A 17161-nucleotide genomic window follows, 5' to 3' on the forward strand; every position below is an offset into this window, starting at 1 on the left:
CTCATGGTAGACGTACTGTACGTTGAAGATGACCCGAACGATGCGGATATCTTCAGTCGCCTGATCCGTAAATTAGACCGGCCCATTACCTATACCGTTATTAGCAGCGGATCAGAAGCCATCGACTATCTGGCAGGGAACGGGCGATACGAGCAACAACGCAGTAAGCTACCTAAACTGGTTCTCATGGATTTGAACCTGGACGGTACCAGTGGATTTGAGGTCATTGCACAGGCACGGGCACTCGACCGGACGCGGCACATACCCATTGTTGCGTTCAGCACATCTGACAACCCAAACGATATCAAATCAGCCTACGACGCGGGTGTCAATGCGTATGTGGTGAAGCCAGGAAGCTATCAGGAAATGGGCGAGGTGCTCAAAAAACTGTGTGATTTCTGGCTGGGAAATAATACTCGAACAAATTATAAATGACGAACTTACTGGAGCGACTGAGACAGGAAACCCGCCCGTTGCATGAACAGACCGAACAACTTTTTTATACGGAAGCGCTGCAAAACGGGACCCTCTCGACCGATGAGTATAACCATCTGGTGCGGACTCACCTGGTCTTTCATCAAGCACTGGAAAAGGCAATTGATCGTAATGGTGATTTTTTTCGCGAATACGAGCCGGACGTTCGTCGGAAAACGCCCTGGTTGCTGGCCGATCTGGCCTATTTGACGCAAGACCAATCCGTGCGTATGCCCGAACTGTTCGTGGGTTGGTCGCCCGTTTCGTTGCTGGGCGCAGCTTACGTAGGCGAAGGCTCCATGCTGGGTGGAACGGTAATTGGACGGATGCTGCAGCAAAACGAAGCAATCAGACCCTTACTGGCGCAGGGGGGACGGTTTTACCAGGGATATGGCTCGGCTTTAGGAAGAAACTGGAAGACGTTCGGCACCTTTCTGAGCCAGCAGGGTACGCCCCATGCCGATGAGGTAGTGGCTGCGGCCGACGAAACATTCAGGATCTATCAATCCATTTTTTCGGCTACCAGATCGGCGGCATTCACGTGTTCAGCTAGTCAGCAATAACGGGCAGAAAGACTTTGAATGTCGAGCCCAGCCCATCCTGGCTGGTTACGTCAATGGCTCCCCCGTGACTTTCGGCCACCCGCTGGCAAATGGCCAGACCAATGCCCGTACCGCTGTAGGTAGTCGGATTGTGCAGTCGTTGAAACGGGCTGAAAATCCGGTCTTTGTAGCGCTCATCGAATCCAATACCATTGTCAGTGACCGTAATGAGCCAGAACGGATGTTCGGCCTGATCGGTCAATAGGGCCGGGAGTTCGTCGGAGTTTGCCAGACGGGAACGAATTTGAATCAGCGGGGACACGCCCGACCGGCCAAACTTGAGGGCGTTGGTGATCAGGTTCTGGAAAAGCTGCCGCAGCCGTGATGCATTTCCGGATACGCTGGGTAGGGTAGAGACATCGACAGTGGCTTGTTTCTCGGCAATAGTCATTTCCAGGTCGGCCGTAACATCCTGCAGCACATTGGTGAGCGGAATAACCGTAAAGGAGTCGCGCTGGGTACTAAGCTGAGAGTAGAGGAGCAAGTCCTTAATGAGCAATTGCATCCGCTGGGCCGATCGCTGAATTCGCCGGACCATATCCCGCTCTCCATCAGACAGGCTGTCTAGAAACTGATTTTGCAGAATGTCGCTGAATGCCTGAATGCGCCGGAGCGGTTCCTGCAAGTCATGCGACGCGATATGGGCAAACTGCTGGAGACTTTCGTTGGAGCGCTGAAGCTCGGTATTGGCTTCTTTGAGCTCCTTCGCCTGCTGTCTGGCCGCTAGCTCGACCTGCTTCCGTTCGGTAATGTTGTTATAGGTGACGACGACACCGTTATCGCCCTGTTTAACTGCCGACACTTCGAACCAGCCTTCAAGCCCAAACTCGTCGCGGTAGTATTGGCTGCTTTGCTCCGGATTACCCGTTTCGACAACCCGTATATACAGGTCGAAGAAACCATTTTCCTTGTTGCCGGGAAAGACCGTCAGTAACGTGCGGCCAATAATCTGATCGGGTGTCATAAAATTACTTTTGATAACCGCAGCATTGGCGTTATCCATCATAAAATCAACGATCGTATTGGTCTCGTCGCGCAGGGCGGTCATGGCTATAATGCTATTGATCGAAGCATCCAGCGTAGTGCGTAGCTGATGGGCCTGTTGTTCCAGCGTACGCGTTTGTGCCTCGACGCGCTGTTGCAGAAGGGTTTCGGTTTCTTTATCGGACGTAATGTCGATTACCGTACCAATGAACTGATGGACAACGCCCTGGTCGTTACGAAACGTTTGTCCGTTGGCCCGAATCCAGCGTAGCTGGCCGTCGTTGATACCTATTGTCCGGTACTCATAGTCAAAGCGGCCCGAACTACTTGGCTGGAGAACGGCCTGAATAGTCTGGTCCGTTGCTTCCCGATCGTCAGGATGCAGGGCCTGCAAAAAAATACGATAGTCAACCGACGCTGAGGCCGGAAGACCAAAGAGTTCTTTGGTCCGGTCAGACCAGATCAGTTCGTCGGTTAGCAGCCGGTACTCCCAGGTACCCATCCGGGCAGCTTCAAGCGATAGCCGGAAGCTCGCTTCAACGATTTGCGAATGCAGTTCGACCTGTTTCCGATCGGTAACATCGACCAGTACGCCGGATAGGGTAAGGGGCTGCTGATTGCTGTTGTAAATACCCTGCCCTCGGGCGAGTACCCATTTTGTCTGGCCATGGAGGCTAATCCGGTATTCGGCCTCGTAGGTATTGCCCGAACGAATCGCTTCGTCAATGAGGCTCATCACGCGTTGCTGATCCTCCGGATGAATTGCATTGATAAACGCACTCAGCGGAAGGCCGTCGGTGCCCGCCTGTTCGTCGACGCCGAACAGACGAAGCAGGTTTAAGTCACCACTTACTCTATCGGTGCCAATGTCCCAGAACCAAGTGGCAATCAGACCAATGCTTAGGGCTGTTTGCAACTGATCGTATGAACGCCGGAGTAACGTTTCGTCAATGGGCGCTAACGGGGTGGGTTGAGCAGCAAAGGGCTGATTCATGCGTTAAGAATAGCGAAAAAGGACTGCCAGAGCCGTTGGAGTAAGATCAATAGGTCGCATACAAACAGAAAGCGAGGTATGGCTCTTGGCAAAAATCCTACTTACATAAACAATAATAAAACTAAAGGGGGAAAATTGTTTTGTAAAGGGGCCCGGCCACCCGTTTACAGGCGCTCGTCGCTGGTCTTTTTTCGGCCTGCCCGCGGTTGCTGGGCTTGTTTCTGGTTGGTTGACGAGCCTGCTTGCCGGGTCGATCTTTCTTTTCGGTAAGCAGCCTGCCTTTGCTGTAAGGCTTCAATTTTGTCTTCGTGAATTTCCTCGGCCTCTTCTACCGAGTGCGACTCCGATAGATTGGCTTCCGTTTTTGCCTTTTCGACCAATTTGCCGAAAAACTGGTGCAGCGCGTGGAGTTCGGCTTCTGTCAGATCCTCGACATTCAACAGGCGGTTGCTGGCTTTGGTATTCACTGCAATCAGTTCGTTGAGTTTGATCTGCATGGCCATGGAATCTTTATTCTGCGATTTCTGAATCAGGAAAACCATCAGAAACGTAATGATGGTCGTGCCGGTGTTAATGACCAATTGCCACGTATCTGAATACCCGAAAATAGGCCCCGTGATAACCCAGACAACAATCGTTGCCAGGGCCAGCAGGAAAGCGGCTGAGGAACCTGTGGCTTGCGTGGCTCTGGAAGCGAACTTCTCGAAGTGGCGGGTGAATGAATTCTTATTCATAAGTTTGGTGAGTTGTTTAATGCGTTGCTGGTCAGGATTTTCGATTGAATGCCTGCCTGATTTTGAGTATGTGTACTGAACCAGTTGTGGACTTTATTTCTGTACATTAAGGGTATCGTCTGTTCGCCCCAGTTTTTTGAGCAGAGCAGCATAGGTATTTACGTAGTCCGGCGTCCGGTGTAAGGTTAGGGCCCGTTCCATCCACATCAGGGCTGGATTCCAGTCAGTTGGTGATGTCCCCAATGCCAAATACGTACGAGCAATTTCATGAAGTGAATTCGCTACTTTCCACGACATAGGTTTGTTTGTCAGCAGCTTTTCGTCCAGGGTAGCGGGCAGGCTATTTCTGAGCGAGTCGGGTAATAAGGCCAGCGCATTCTTTATTCGTACAGCGCCTGCCGAATCCGTTTTTTGCACCTCATTGACGGATTGGCTTATCAACAGATTGGCTGCTACAGGACCCGAAAGGGCCCGGTATCGCACGAAGTTTCTGGTCGCTTCATAAAACGCCAGCCTGTAGTGGGTGGCGGCTTCCTCCTGCGCGTCCTGCCGTATAGCCAGTGGATGGATAGAGGCTGTGTTTCGCTCACTACCGGCAATTACGCTTTCCAGCAGGACCTCGTCATGTGTAGCGCAGGCTTGTCGGAACTCGCTATCGAGTACGCGGTAGGTCGCTCCAACAATAGTCCGCGCCAGGCTTTGGTTGATGGGGTCGGACGTTAATGCAGAAGGACGGTTTTTGAGCAGGTAGCCAAACGCCTTGGTATCGGATGAGTGAAGCGTATGGGCTACGAACGATAGGGCTTCCGGCGTTGTTCGTTCGGATTCGGGTAGAGCGTCCAGGTAAGCATCCAGCACATCATTGGTAGGCCGGTTGAGCGATTGCCGGGTTTTCAGGTAACGTTTCAGGAAGTCCGGGTCTCGCTTGCCCTGCGCATAGTCTTTGTCTCCTTTGGCGAGGGTTATTTTCAAAGGAGGCATGGCTAATACAAGATCAGCCTGATCAAGCATCGCCTTAACGCCACCGTAGCCTACCGATCGGTGAACGAGTTCGCCGTTAGGGGCTATATACAACGCTGTCGGGTAACTGGCTACCGCATACTGTTTCGCAATGGCGATGCCTTCACCTTTTTCGGCATCCAACTGATAATTAATAAAATGGACATTGAATTTGGTGCCTACCCTGGCATTGGGGAAGGCTTCCTTCGCCATTCGTTTGCAGGGTGGACACCAGTTCGTAAACACATCCAGAAAGATGGGTTTATTCTGCCGTTTGGCCTCGGTCAGGGCCTCTTTCCAAGAGCCTTTCAAAAACGTGACGCCCGGCAGCTCGTCGGTCGGGGCAGCCGTAGCCCGAACCGATGTGCCGAAGCCCACAAGCATGATAAGGTATAATGACCGCCTTAAGTCTAGTGATTTCATTCAAACAAGCTATTGCCAGAAGGTGGAAAGATAACTCTTTTGACCAGAAGGCTAGCTGGGGCGTCTGAATTTACTGTGACAGGTCAGAGCCCGATCGGGCAAGACAGTAAGCTTGCTGAAGCTGAATGAGACGAGAATAGTTGGTTACGGCTGCATTTCCAGATCGGCAAGTGTATCTTTTTTCAGGCGGCTGCTTTGGGGCGTAGATGGCTGTAAATAGTCGGGTCTGGTTTGCGTCAATACGGTTTCATAAGCGTCTTCAATGTAGTCGGCCATGTAAGCGGCATCGTAGCGCTCCCTACTCAGGTGATAGGCCTGCTCCGCTACTTCTTGTCGCAGGCTATGGTCTGTATAGAGCCGCTCTAGTGCCTTCGCAAGCTGCTTCGGCTGCTGAGGGTCGATCAAAAGCCCGTTGATGCCATCCTGCACCAATTCCTTCGAGCCATCGACATGCGTAGCGATAACCGCTTTCCCCATGGCCATCGCTTCAATCAAGCCGATGGGCTGACCTTCCCAGTGCGAGGGCAGGCAATAAATATCACTGGCATGGAGTATGTCGGCAACATCGAGTCGGAAACCGTCGCGGATGACGCGTTCCTGAAGCCCATTTTGCTTAATAGCGTCCAGCACATCCTGATCCAGATCGCCCTGACCAATCATCAGCAGGGTGATGTCCTGGTGTTTATCGGCCACGTATTTAAAAGCCTGAACCATCGTAATCGGATCTTTCTGCAACGTCATACGGGCCATAAAAACAACGACTATGTGGGTAGCCGGTATGTTGTAGGATGCCCGAATGTCGTTGAACGGTTGATCCCGGCAGAAGCGGGTCATGTCAATCCCGTTGAAAATCACCCTCGACTGAAATCCTTTGATCAGTTGCTGGCCCGTATGGTGATTGGAATCTGATACGGTGATGGTCAGATGAGACCAGCGGGTCAATTTTCGTTCGGCCAGTATCCGGGCCGTTTTCACCAGAAACGACTGATCCGAGTGAAACGACCAGCCGTGTACGGTATAGATGACCGGAATTTTACATTGTTTGGCGGCCCAAATGATATTCATCGCTGCCCGGGTACCGTGGGCGTGTATCAGATCGATCTTCTCGTTCTGCAACAGCGCCTTTACCTGTTTCCACATCGGATAATTAACCGGGCTCTTTCCCTCGATAACGTATGTAGTTATGCCATTTTCTCTGAGTTTGTCAACCATAGGGCCGGGCGTGAACGACAGGACTATGGGTTCATACTGTTCTTTGTTTAAGAAGTGTACCAAATTGAGTACATGACTTTCCCCTCCGCCAATTTGCCCCTGACGAATGGCTAGAAGAACTTTTACTTTGGTTAGCATATTTATGGGTAGCAGCGTGCCGGGCCGATGCGAAAACCGTACTGATTCGTTTGCTAATCGACTGATACACGGAATGGTTTATTTTTTAGACTGCATACTTTCCCTTTAGTCAGTTTTGTTTCTGGTCTTAAAGCTTGATTTTTACAGTCTTGCCTTATTCGTTTAGTATAGGTATACTTTTGTATGAAAAAAGGTGATCGTTTTAAGGGCTAAATACCTTATATATCCGATAAATCACGATGATTGAAACAGACCGATTAATACTCGATAAATTTTCAGTTGAAGACGCCCCCTTCATTCTGACACTGCTCAATACACCTTCCTGGACTCAGTCTATTGGAGATAGGGGAGTACGAACGCTGTCCGATGCACAGACTTATATCTTGGCTGGTGCCCAGAACAGCTACCAACAGCATGGTTTTGGGCCATACCTGGTAAAGCTAAAGACCAATGGGCAGCCCATTGGTCTCTGTGGTTTGTTTAAGCGTGACTCGGTAGACGCCCCTGACATTGGGTTTGCTTTTCTACCCGATTTCGCTGGCAAAGGGTATGGGTTCGAATCGGCCACGGCCGTAATGAAATACGCACGGGACGTACTGGGGCTGACGCGCATCGTTGGGATTACGCTGCCGACCAACCAGTATTCGATTCGCCTGCTTGAAAAATTAGGGCTTCGTTTAGAGCGTAGGATCAGCGTTAGGGCCGACGGCGAAGAGAGTCTGCTATTTGGTTCACCGCCTGTTGAGCTATAATTTTTTCAGGGCTTCTTCCCACTTGTCGAAGGCTTTCCGGTAGGTCGTGTGCCGGTCAAGGTCGGGCTGATACGTACGGCCAAAAGCCACTCGTTCAGCGGCTTCATCCAGCGTTTTCACCACGCCCGTTGCTTTCATGGTAAGCAGGATAGCGCCCATGGAGCCACTTTCGTTACTGGCGTTGAGCCGAACGGGAATGCCGGCCATATCAGCCAGCATCTGCACCCACAGGTCCGATTGGGCAAAGCCTCCATTGGCGTGAATAACTCGTGCCGGACCGGTGTGCTGTGTCAATAACTCGTTTATGCTGAGTAGGTTGAAAAGTACCCCTTCCAGTGATGCCCGAACGAAATGAGCCCGCGTGTGCAGCCAGTCTACGTGCAGGTAAGCCCCCCGGACGGAGGCATTCCACAAAGGTGCCCGTTCGCCCTGAAGGTAGGGAAGAAATAACAGTCCATCTGAGCCGGGCGGAACCGTTGCGGCTTCGGCTAAAACGGCGTCGGTATCCTGTTCCGTAAGCTTTTCGGTTACCCATTCCAGCACGTTGCCGCCATTGTTGGTAGGCCCGCCAACAACATAATACCCTTCATCGAGGTAGTAGCAGAACAGGCGAACTTCGGCATCGCGCAATGGTTTCCGGACGGTTTGCCGGATGGCTCCGCTGGTACCAATGGTGAGGGTAGCCGTTCCTTTTTTTATCGCGCCCGCCCCCAGATTGGCCAGGCACCCATCCGACGCGCCAATGAGCAGCGAAACACCTTCTGGCAATCCTGTACCGGCCGTTTCCGGGCGGGGCTGATACGGGCGCTGGTGGGTCGTGGCGACAGGAGTCGATAACTGATCGGCCCGGACACCGGCAAATTTCATGGCTAGTTCGCTCCAGTCGCGTTTGCTCTCATTGAAAAGCCCCGTGGCCGTGGCAATGGAGTAATCGACTTCGAACTCACCCGTCAGCTTGTGCCACAAAAACTCCTTGATGGACCCGAAATGGGCCGTCCGGCGCAGTTCCCGCGGGTCATTTTCGCGCATCCAGGCTAGTTTACAAAGCGGAATCATGGGGTGGAGGGGCGTACCTGTTTCGGCATAAATCGCTTTTCCCAAATCGGCCTGCGTGCTTCGTAAGGTATTGGCCTGTTCTTCGGCCCGGTTGTCGGACCAGAGAATGGCATTATCCAGTGGCGATCCATCGGCATCCATAGGGAGCAGGCTGTGCATAGCCGTGCAGAAAGCGACGTGCGTAACGGTGTGACCGGCCTGCGTTAGCTCTTTGTTTACTTCGCTGATGACCTGACTAAAAGCTGACCAAATCTCGGCGGGGTCCTGCTCGGCATAGCCGTGCTGAGGGGCGAGGGTCGTAAGCGAGACAGAGGCATGGGCCAGAATCTGGCTTAGATCTGATGGCATAGCCAGTGCTTTTATATTGGTGGTGCCAACATCAACGCCAACGAAACAATCCATAAGGTAGGGAATCAAAAAAGTCAGCGAATCGCTTGATGAAGCTGGTTAACTTCTGAAAAGAGTTGAAATAAATGAATTTGTCATTCCGAGGCAGGAGGAATCTTTGGTATTAGCCTTAATTTTCTACACCTACCGAAGATTCCTCCTGCCTCAGAATGACAAATCTAGTACTAAAGCGAAAATGTAAACAGCTTTGACAAGATCTCTCTACGCAGGCAACTTGTAAAAAGATACGGCATTTGCTCCGAAAACTTTTGCCCGAACCTCCTCGCCCCAGTCACTAACGTAGTCTTCGACCAGCGTTTTCACCTGGGTGTAATCGGCAGCTACCAGACAGACCGGCCAGTCGGAACCGAACATAATCCGGTCGGGACCAAAGGTCTCGAAGATGACATCCATGTACGGAAAAAAATCTTTTTTGCTCCAGTTCTGCCAGTCCCCTTCAGTAACCATGCCCGAAAGTTTGCAGGAAACGTGTTTGTTCTTGGCGATCTCGGTCATAAAATTCGACCAGCGGCTAATCTCCCGTTTCTTGATGTAAGGTTTGGCCAAATGGTCAATCACGAAAGAGACTTCAGGAACGCTTCGTACCAGATGCAGGGCTGCCTTCAACTGCGTTGGATAAATCAGAATGTCGTAGGTCAGGCCGAAGCTGGCCAGTTGACGAATGCCCTCGACGACGGCTGGTCGCGTCAGGAAATCGTCCGGTTCGGCCTGGGCTACGTGCCGGTACCCTTTGATCTCTTCGTATTGCGATAGCTCCTGCAAGCGGTCGGGCAACTGCGCCGATTGTAAATCGACCCAGCCGACCACCCCTTTAACGATGTCGTAGGCCTGCGCCATGCGAACCAGAAAGGTCGTCTCAGCCTCCGATTGTGATGCCTGAACCGCTACGCAGCCGTCGATGCCATTTTGTTGCAGAATCGGTTCCAGATCGGCGGGCAGGAAATCCCGTCGAAGGCTAGCCATGTCATCTGTGATCCAGTTATCCCGCACCGGGTCGAAAAGCCAGAAATGCTGGTGAGCGTCGATTGTCATGAATGAAACGAAACGGCGGTCTGTTTCTGCTCGCCCAGCCCCTCGATGCCTAACTCAACTACATCCCCTGGTTTGAGGTAGCGTTGAGGTTTCAGACCCAGGCCAACACCCGCGGGCGTTCCCGTCGAAATGACATCACCAGGTAGCAGCGTCATAAACTGACTGATGTAACTGACCAGCGTTGGCACGTTGAAAATCATATCGTCGGTGTTGGAATTCTGCAACTCCTCCCCGTTGATCTTGAGCCATAAATTCAGCGCATTTGGATTCGGAACTTCCTCGGTCGTAACCAGGTAAGGTCCCAGTGGCGCAAACGTATCGGCACTTTTGCCCTTCACCCATTGGCCGCCCCGCTCCAGTTGCCAGGCCCGTTCGCTATAGTCGTTGTGCAGGGCATAACCCGCGATGTAATCCATGGCCTCATCCAACTCGACATAGCTGGCGCGTTTGCCAATAATGATGGCCAGCTCAACTTCCCAGTCTGTTTTTTCGGACCGTTTCGGAATAACTACGTTGTCATTGGGTCCGCAGAGGGCCGTTGTCGACTTAAAGAACAAAATAGGTTCTGCCGGGCTGGGCGCATTGGTCTCTGCTGCATGTTTGGCGTAGTTGAGGCCAACGCAAACGATTTTTGACGGGCGCTTGACACAAGGGCCAAACCGCGTATCGGCCGATACTTCAGGACAGTTTTGGGCGTGCGCCGAAAGCCAGTGCGTGAGTCGTTCGGGGCCGTTGGTGGCGAAGAACGATTCGTCGTAATCTTCGCCAAAGTGGGTGACGTCAATATGCTGACCGGTGGATAACACAACACCAGGATGTTCGTGATCGGGCGAGCCGAAGCGGAAGAGTTTCATGCAGGAGAGAGATTCTTTGAACGAAAAGTAGATTAGGCCGCAAGTTTAACCATTCTGACGAAAACCTGGTCTATGCGAGAAAAAGTAAACAGAACCCGTATTAATTATTGAGTCGAATAAAGCCGCCGTCCAATGGATAGTCGCAGCCGGTCGTAAAACCTGCCTCGTCGGAGCATAAATACAGCGCCAGTGCACCAACTTCTTTGGGTTCGGCCATCCGGCCAATGGGTTGCGTTTTCGACAATTTCTCGAACATTTCGGCTTCCTGACCGGGGTAGGTTTTGGCTAGAAACCCATCGACGAAAGGCGTATGGACCCGCGCGGGCGAAATGCAGTTGCACCGGATATTATCAGGCAGATAATCTTTCGCCACTGACAGCGTCATGGTCAGTACGGCTCCTTTGCTCATCGAATACGCAAACCGATCGGGGATACCCACCGAGGCTGCTACCGACGCCATGTTCAGAATGACCCCACCGCCATTGGCCTTTAAATGCGGAATGATAGCATACAGACAGTTATAAACACCCTTGATGTTGATGCGGAAAATCCGGTCGAAGTCAGCCTCTTCCGTTGTGTCGGCTTTCCCAATGTGCGCGACTCCCGCGTTGTTGACCAGAATGTGAATGGGCGACTGCTGAGCAATTTTTCCGACTAGGTCAACCACCTGCGCCTGATCCGATACATCGATCGTATGCGCCTGGGCCTGGCCGCCGGATGCGGTGATGTCATTGGCAACCTGTTGGGCTAAGTCGCCGTTGATTTCCAGAATATGAACACTGGCGCCAGCCTGGGCAAACGCCTGAGAAATAGCCAGCCCGATACCGCTGGCTCCGCCTGTAACAAGCGCCGTTTTGTTTTTGAGAGAGAACATAGAGAGAAGGAAGTGAAAGAGCGAAAGAATGAAAGAGCGAAAAGCAGGCTGGCGTACCAGTGAGAATTCGCTCTTTCACTCATTCGCTCTTTCGCTAATTTATAGTGAAACGCCCCGTTTCCAGGGAATGAAATCATCCTGACCCAGCCGTTCGGCCTGGGTAATTTCCTCGCCGGATGCCAGCCGGATAATGTACTCGAGCATGGCGTGGGCATTTTGTTCGATGCTTTGTTCGCCATCGATGACGGGGCCGCTGTCGAAGTCAATAACATCGGGCATCCGGTTTTTGAGCGTCGTATTCGTCGACACCTTCACGACAGGACAAACGGGGTTGCCGGTTGGTGTTCCGAGTCCCGTTGTAAAAACAATAACGTTGGTGCCCGAACCCGCCATGCCCGTTGTGGCTTCAACGTCGTTGCCCGGTGTGCAGAGCAAATTAAGGCCGGATGTGGTGGCGGGTTCGGCATAGTCCAGCACATCGGCGACGGGCGCGGTGCCTCCTTTTTTGGCTGCCCCTGCCGATTTGATGGCATCCGTAATGAGGCCATCTTTAATATTGCCCGGCGAGGGATTCATATCGAAGCCCGACCCGGCCGCTTCGGCCTGCGCCGAGTAGTCGCTCATTAGCGTGATGAATTTCTGCGCTTTGGCGGTATCGTCGGTACGGTTGATCAGTTCCTGCTCCACACCGTTGAGTTCGGGAAATTCGGCCAGAACCGTTTTGCCACCCAAGGTCACGATAATATCCGATAGCTGTCCGAGGGCGGGGTTGGCCGAAATGCCGGAAAATCCGTCGGAGCCACCACATTTTAACCCAACCGTCAAGGCACTGAGGGGGGCGGGTTTCCGCTCAAGTTTATTGACTTCGACCAGGCCAAGAAAGGTTTCCTTGACGGCCTGCGACATCAACGCGTATTCCGTGCCCGCCTGTTGTTCGAACAGAAGCAGGGGTTTGTTGAACTTCGGGTTCTGCCGCTTGATCTCGGCCGAAATCATATCGGCCTGCAAATGCTGACAACCTAGGCTAAGTACCGTTGCCCCGGCCACGTTGGGATTGTTGATGAACCCGGCCAGTAAGGAGCACAGATAGCCTGAATCCTGGCGGGTACCGCCACACCCCATTTCGTGGGTCAAAAATTTAATGCCATCAATATGATGGAAGGGACGATTTTGCTGATGGTGAATGGTTCGTATCTGCGACTCATCGACGAAAGGCTCCATCTTTCTGGCAATATCCATTTCGCCAGCTTTGTAAAGGCTCAGTAGTTCATGCACCTGCGTCCGGTACGTGTCGGGTTGGGCGTAGCCAAGCTCGCGCTCGAAAGCATCTTTAAGAATGAGAACGTTCCGGTTTTCGCAGAAGACCAGGGGAACAACCAGCCAGTAGTTGCGCGTCCCGACGCTGCCATCGGCCCGGTGATACCCCATAAACGTCCGATCGGCCCAGGCCGAAACATTGGGGGGCTGCCAGGCGTAGGGCTGCTTTTTATCAAGACCGTAGCGGTCGGCGTCGTGCTTCAGGTTGAACGTCGTGATGGGTTCGCCCCGTCGAATGGCCTGGGTCGCCTTGCCAACCAACACGCCATACATGGTAATGGGATCGCCGGGTTGCCGGTCTTCGGTTACAAATTTATGCTTGGCGCCAACGGCATAGGGTAAGTCATACGTTGTATTATCGAATTCAATTTGTTCTCCGGCGGCCAGGTTACGCAACGCAACAATGACGTTATCGGCAGGATGAACTTTTAACACGCGGGCAGGCATCTGATAATAAATAAGTTATAAGTCGGTAAGTCGAAATGGACATAAATATACCACCTCAGGTAAAAACTTTGTTCAACTCTATTGCGAATGTGGCGGCCAATGCCAAGTTTTGATACTTGAATTCCTACCTTGATCATGCCCTCCTCATTGTCTACTCCCCAAACCGATTTTACGTCCGGGCCACGAAAGGCCGGTCATGCGTGGCCCGGCCTTTCGTGGCCCGGACGCCTGATGTCCATGGATGCCTATCGGGGCTTTGTGATGACACTGATGGCAGCCGAGATGCTGCAATTCGAGCAACTGCACGAAGCGTTTCCCAAGAGTAGCTTCTGGGCTTTTCTGGCCCATCATCAAAGCCATGTCGCGTGGGCGGGCTGTTCACTGCACGACCTTATTCAGCCGTCGTTCTCGTTTCTGGTTGGGGTGGCGCTGCCGTATTCAATGGCCAGCCGGGCCGAGTTGGGCCAGTCGTCGGCTGCACAATTTGGCCGAGCGCTACGTCGGTCACTAATCTTGATTCTGCTGGGGATTTTTTTGCGGTCGACCCACGCCAGTCAGACAAATTTTACGTTTGAAGATACACTGACGCAGATTGGGCTTGGGTATCCGTTTCTGTTCTTATTGGGCAAAGCCAACGTCCGAACGATCTGGCTGGCCCTGATTGCCATTCTGGTTGGGTATTGGCTGGCCTTCGTTCTCTACCCCGCCCCCGGTGCTGATTTTCCATATGCCGCTGTTGGTGTTCCGGCAGACTGGCCGGAGCATTATAGCGAACTGATGGCTCATTTTAACAAAAACAGTAACCTGGCCTGGGCGTTCGACACCTGGTTTCTCAATCTGTTTCCCCGGGAAAAACCGTTTCTGTTCAACGGGGGCGGGTATGCCACCCTGAGTTTTATTCCAACCCTGGGCACGATGTTGCTGGGTCTGCAGGCGGGGCGGTGGCTACGGTCGGGGATAGCGCAGCACGAGCTTATCAAGCGATTTTTGATCGCCGGGGCCATTGGCCTAGCCGCTGGTGTTCTCCTGCACGTGTTGGGTATCTGTCCGGTTGTAAAGCGCATCTGGACTCCTGCCTGGGTGCTGTTCAGCGGTGGCTGGTGTTTCTGGTTGCTCGCCCTTTTCTACGGCATTATCGATGTTGCCAATAAACAAAGCTGGGCCTTTCCCCTCATCGTGGTTGGCATGAATTCCATTGCCATCTACTGCCTGGTGCATTTGATTGACCGGTTCATTGTCACATCGCTGTATACCCATCTGGGAAAAGGCCCTTTTCTGATACTGGGGCCTGCCTATGAACAACTGCTGGTGGGTTTGGTCACGTTAGGCATTTTTTACTTAATCCTTCGGTGGATGTACCGCCGGAAACTCTTTATTCGTATCTAACTACATGCTCAGCGCTAACATTCTGAATCTGTTCGATCAGACAATTTCTTACGGTACAATCTCGGTTGAAAATGGCCGTATTGCTCAGATTGATCGGCTGGGTGCTGAACGTCCCGGCGAACCGTATGTATTGCCGGGCTTTGTGGATGCACACGTCCACGTGGAGAGTTCCCTGCTCACACCGCCACAGTTTGCGCGTCTGGCGGTGGTTCATGGAACGGTTGCCACCGTATCGGACCCGCACGAGATTGGAAACGTGTTAGGCGTTGCGGGCGTCAATTACATGGTTGACGAAGCCCGTCGAGTGCCGTTCAAGTTTATGTTCGGTGCTCCTTCGTGCGTTCCTGCCACGCCCTTCGAGACGGCCGGTGCGACGATCAGCGCCCAGGATATCAGAACTTTACTGGCCATGAAGGAAATTGGTTACCTGGCCGAGGTGATGAACTTTCCGGGTGTGCTGCACGAGGACCCCGACATGATGGCCAAAATCGCTCTGGCCAAAGCGTTCAACAAACCAGTCGATGGTCATGCCCCCGGCCTGACCGGCAATGATGCACAGCGATACATGGATGCCGGTATCAGCACCGACCACGAATGTTTTACCTACGAGGAAGGGCTGGACAAGGCGCAACGGGGCATGAATATTCTGATTCGGGAGGGGAGCGCGGCCCGTAACTTCGAAGCCCTCATCCCGCTACTGGCCGAGTTTCCTACGCAAATCATGTTCTGCTCGGACGATAAACACCCCGATACCCTGGCCGAAGGGCACATTAACCAGTTGGTGGTGCGGGCGCTGGAAAAAGGCCACTCACGTTGGCAGGTCTTACGGGCGGCTTGCCTGAATCCGGTACTTCATTATCGGCTACCGGTCGGGCTGTTGCGTGAGGGTGACCCCGCCGATTATATCGTCGTCACGAATTTGACCGAATTGCGTGTACAGCAAACGGTAATTAACGGAGAGATCGTTGCCCAGAATGGCCAATCGATGATCCCAGACTGGCGGAGCGATCATGTCAATCAATTTAACTGCTCGCCTAAAACGCCGGCTGATTTTGCGGTGAAAGCCGATCGTTCGGCAGGCGATCCGCTCATCAGGGTTATCGAAGCGCTTGATGGGCAGCTCATTACCAATGAACTGCAGCAGGACGCTAAAATCGAAAATGGACAGATTGTCCCTGACACGACCCGTGATATTCTGAAACTGGTTGTCGTTAATCGGTACCAGGACACACCTCCGGCCGTAGCCTTTATTAAAAATGTGGGTTTGAAACAGGGCGCTATCGCGTCGTCCGTTGGGCACGATTCGCATAACATTACGGCCGTTGGCTGCGATGACGAGAGCCTATGCCGGGCGATCAACCTGGTCATCGAGGCAAAAGGTGGTTTATCGGCCGTCGGGGTGAGTCGTGAACATGAAATAGCCGAATCGCTGCTGTTGCCTCTTCCCGTGGCGGGACTCATGACGGATACAGACGGGTATGTGGTAGCCGGGCAGTATGCGGCACTTGACCAGTTTGCCAAGCACGTGTTGGGAAGTACGCTGGCGGCCCCTTTCATGACCCTATCTTTTATGGCATTGCTTGTTATTCCTTCGCTAAAATTGAGTGATAAAGGATTATTCGATGGGCGAATGTTTGGTTTTACCCCTCTTCAAATAGTTAAATAGCCCCAATAAAAAATTTTATTTGCTAACTGTTTTAAATTCTATTTTTTATGGGTACGTTTACACTCCTCAAGGCTATTCCTAACCTTAATCTCTCACTTACCGACTATGGCCCGCTCACGCTCCCAAACCGGCCCCGACGACGAAACCCTCTGGAATCAGTTTCGCGGTGGCGATGAAAATGCGTTTGCCCGATTGTATCAAAATTATGTTCAAACTCTCTACCACTACTGCGCCCACTTTGCTACGGACCGCGCCTTGATTAAAGATTGTATTCACGATCTGTTTGTTGAATTGTGGAAACACCGGACCACTATTGGCCCAACAACCTCCGTACGCTTTTACCTGATGGCTTCCATCAAGCGCAAGCTGGTTCGGCACTTAACGGCTGAGCAGAAGCTAGTTAGTCAGGATGATATGATCAATGGCCGACGCGTTGGTGATACGTTGCCCGGGGCTGATCCATCGCACGAAAACCTATTGATTGCCCACGAGGAAGATTCGTTTATGACGGATTGCCTGCATCAGGCCCTCGACAAACTTCCCCGCCGTCAGCGTGAAGCTGTTCATCTTCGGTATTTTCAGAACATGAGCAATGAAGAAATTTCTTCGCTCATGGAAATCAATATCCAATCCGTTTATAACCTGATCTTTGGTGCCATGAGCAACCTCAAGCGTTATGTCACGCTCGAAAATGTGTCGCTCTGACGCTGTATAGCCCTAAATTTTTTCAATCCCGATAGCTGTAAGCCAGTTATCGGGATTTTTATTTGTCATTTTTTTAGACTGACCAGCGCCCGGCTCAGCCGTCA

15 protein-coding genes are annotated in these 17161 nt (G+C 52.3%); 6 read left to right on the top strand and 9 right to left on the bottom strand.

What is annotated here, in order from left to right:
• Positions 1-3 precede the first annotated feature (3 nt).
• Both ACYU8Y_RS15265 and ACYU8Y_RS15270 read left to right on the top strand, forming a co-directional pair.
• A complete protein-coding gene (locus ACYU8Y_RS15265; RefSeq protein ID WP_460938678.1) occupies positions 4-435 on the top strand; it encodes a response regulator in 432 nt (143 codons plus the stop codon).
• Entirely contained in the window at positions 432-1037 is a 606-nt protein-coding gene (locus tag ACYU8Y_RS15270) for a biliverdin-producing heme oxygenase (protein ID WP_460938680.1), read from the top strand. Before ACYU8Y_RS15265 ends, ACYU8Y_RS15270 begins: the two co-directional genes overlap by 4 nt.
• Here ACYU8Y_RS15270 and ACYU8Y_RS15275 read toward each other — a convergent pair.
• From ACYU8Y_RS15275 to ACYU8Y_RS15290, 4 genes are all read right to left on the bottom strand, one after another.
• Entirely contained in the window at positions 1024-3054 is a 2031-nt protein-coding gene (locus ACYU8Y_RS15275) for a PAS domain-containing sensor histidine kinase (protein WP_460938682.1), read from the bottom strand. The two genes, ACYU8Y_RS15270 and ACYU8Y_RS15275, sit on opposite strands and share 14 nt — an antisense overlap.
• 164 nt (positions 3055-3218) lie before the next feature.
• Positions 3219-3788 (bottom strand): low affinity iron permease family protein, encoded by a 570-nt coding sequence (locus ACYU8Y_RS15280; RefSeq protein WP_460938684.1) that lies wholly within the window; start codon positions 3786-3788, stop codon positions 3219-3221.
• A gap of 93 nt (positions 3789-3881) precedes the next feature.
• Complete coding sequence (locus tag ACYU8Y_RS15285; RefSeq protein WP_460938686.1) at positions 3882-5210, bottom strand: thioredoxin family protein; 1329 nt, start codon at positions 5208-5210, stop codon at positions 3882-3884.
• 144 nt (positions 5211-5354) lie between these two features.
• Complete coding sequence (locus ACYU8Y_RS15290) at positions 5355-6560, bottom strand: glycosyltransferase family 4 protein (RefSeq protein WP_460938688.1); 1206 nt, start codon at positions 6558-6560, stop codon at positions 5355-5357.
• Between the two features lie 239 nt (positions 6561-6799).
• Here ACYU8Y_RS15290 and ACYU8Y_RS15295 point away from each other — a divergent pair, with 239 nt between their 5' ends.
• Positions 6800-7312, top strand: a complete 513-nt coding sequence (locus tag ACYU8Y_RS15295) for a GNAT family N-acetyltransferase (RefSeq protein ID WP_460938690.1) — start codon at positions 6800-6802, stop codon at positions 7310-7312.
• Here ACYU8Y_RS15295 and ACYU8Y_RS15300 read toward each other — a convergent pair.
• The 5 genes from ACYU8Y_RS15300 to ACYU8Y_RS15320 all read right to left on the bottom strand — a co-directional run bounded on the left by ACYU8Y_RS15300 (position 7307) and on the right by ACYU8Y_RS15320 (position 13300).
• Complete coding sequence (locus ACYU8Y_RS15300; RefSeq protein WP_460938692.1) at positions 7307-8770, bottom strand: gluconokinase; 1464 nt, start codon at positions 8768-8770, stop codon at positions 7307-7309. The two genes, ACYU8Y_RS15295 and ACYU8Y_RS15300, sit on opposite strands and share 6 nt — an antisense overlap.
• A 207-nt stretch (positions 8771-8977) precedes the next feature.
• Positions 8978-9808 (bottom strand): amidohydrolase family protein, encoded by an 831-nt coding sequence (locus ACYU8Y_RS15305; protein WP_460938694.1) that lies wholly within the window; start codon positions 9806-9808, stop codon positions 8978-8980.
• Positions 9805-10662, bottom strand: a complete 858-nt coding sequence (locus tag ACYU8Y_RS15310; protein WP_460938696.1) for a fumarylacetoacetate hydrolase family protein — start codon at positions 10660-10662, stop codon at positions 9805-9807. The genes ACYU8Y_RS15305 and ACYU8Y_RS15310 overlap by 4 nt, the downstream gene beginning before the upstream one ends.
• A 100-nt stretch (positions 10663-10762) precedes the next feature.
• Positions 10763-11536: an SDR family NAD(P)-dependent oxidoreductase gene (locus ACYU8Y_RS15315; RefSeq protein WP_460938698.1), complete on the bottom strand. Its 774-nt coding sequence runs from the start codon at positions 11534-11536 to the stop codon at positions 10763-10765.
• 99 nt (positions 11537-11635) lie between these two features.
• Entirely contained in the window at positions 11636-13300 is a 1665-nt protein-coding gene (locus ACYU8Y_RS15320) for a UxaA family hydrolase (protein ID WP_460938700.1), read from the bottom strand.
• A 237-nt stretch (positions 13301-13537) separates the two neighbouring features.
• Between ACYU8Y_RS15320 and ACYU8Y_RS15325 the strand changes: the two genes are divergently transcribed.
• The 3 genes from ACYU8Y_RS15325 (at position 13538) to ACYU8Y_RS15335 (ending at position 17057) form a co-directional block, all read left to right on the top strand.
• A complete protein-coding gene (locus ACYU8Y_RS15325) occupies positions 13538-14686 on the top strand; it encodes an acyltransferase family protein (protein WP_460939044.1) in 1149 nt (382 codons plus the stop codon).
• A 4-nt stretch (positions 14687-14690) separates the two neighbouring features.
• On the top strand, positions 14691-16352 hold the full coding sequence (gene ade, locus ACYU8Y_RS15330) for an adenine deaminase (protein WP_460938702.1): 1662 nt from the start codon (positions 14691-14693) through the stop codon (positions 16350-16352).
• 105 nt (positions 16353-16457) lie between these two features.
• Complete coding sequence (locus ACYU8Y_RS15335; protein ID WP_460938704.1) at positions 16458-17057, top strand: RNA polymerase sigma factor; 600 nt, start codon at positions 16458-16460, stop codon at positions 17055-17057.
• Positions 17058-17161: the final 104 nt, after the last annotated feature.

Source organism: Spirosoma humi, from assembly GCF_054776575.1.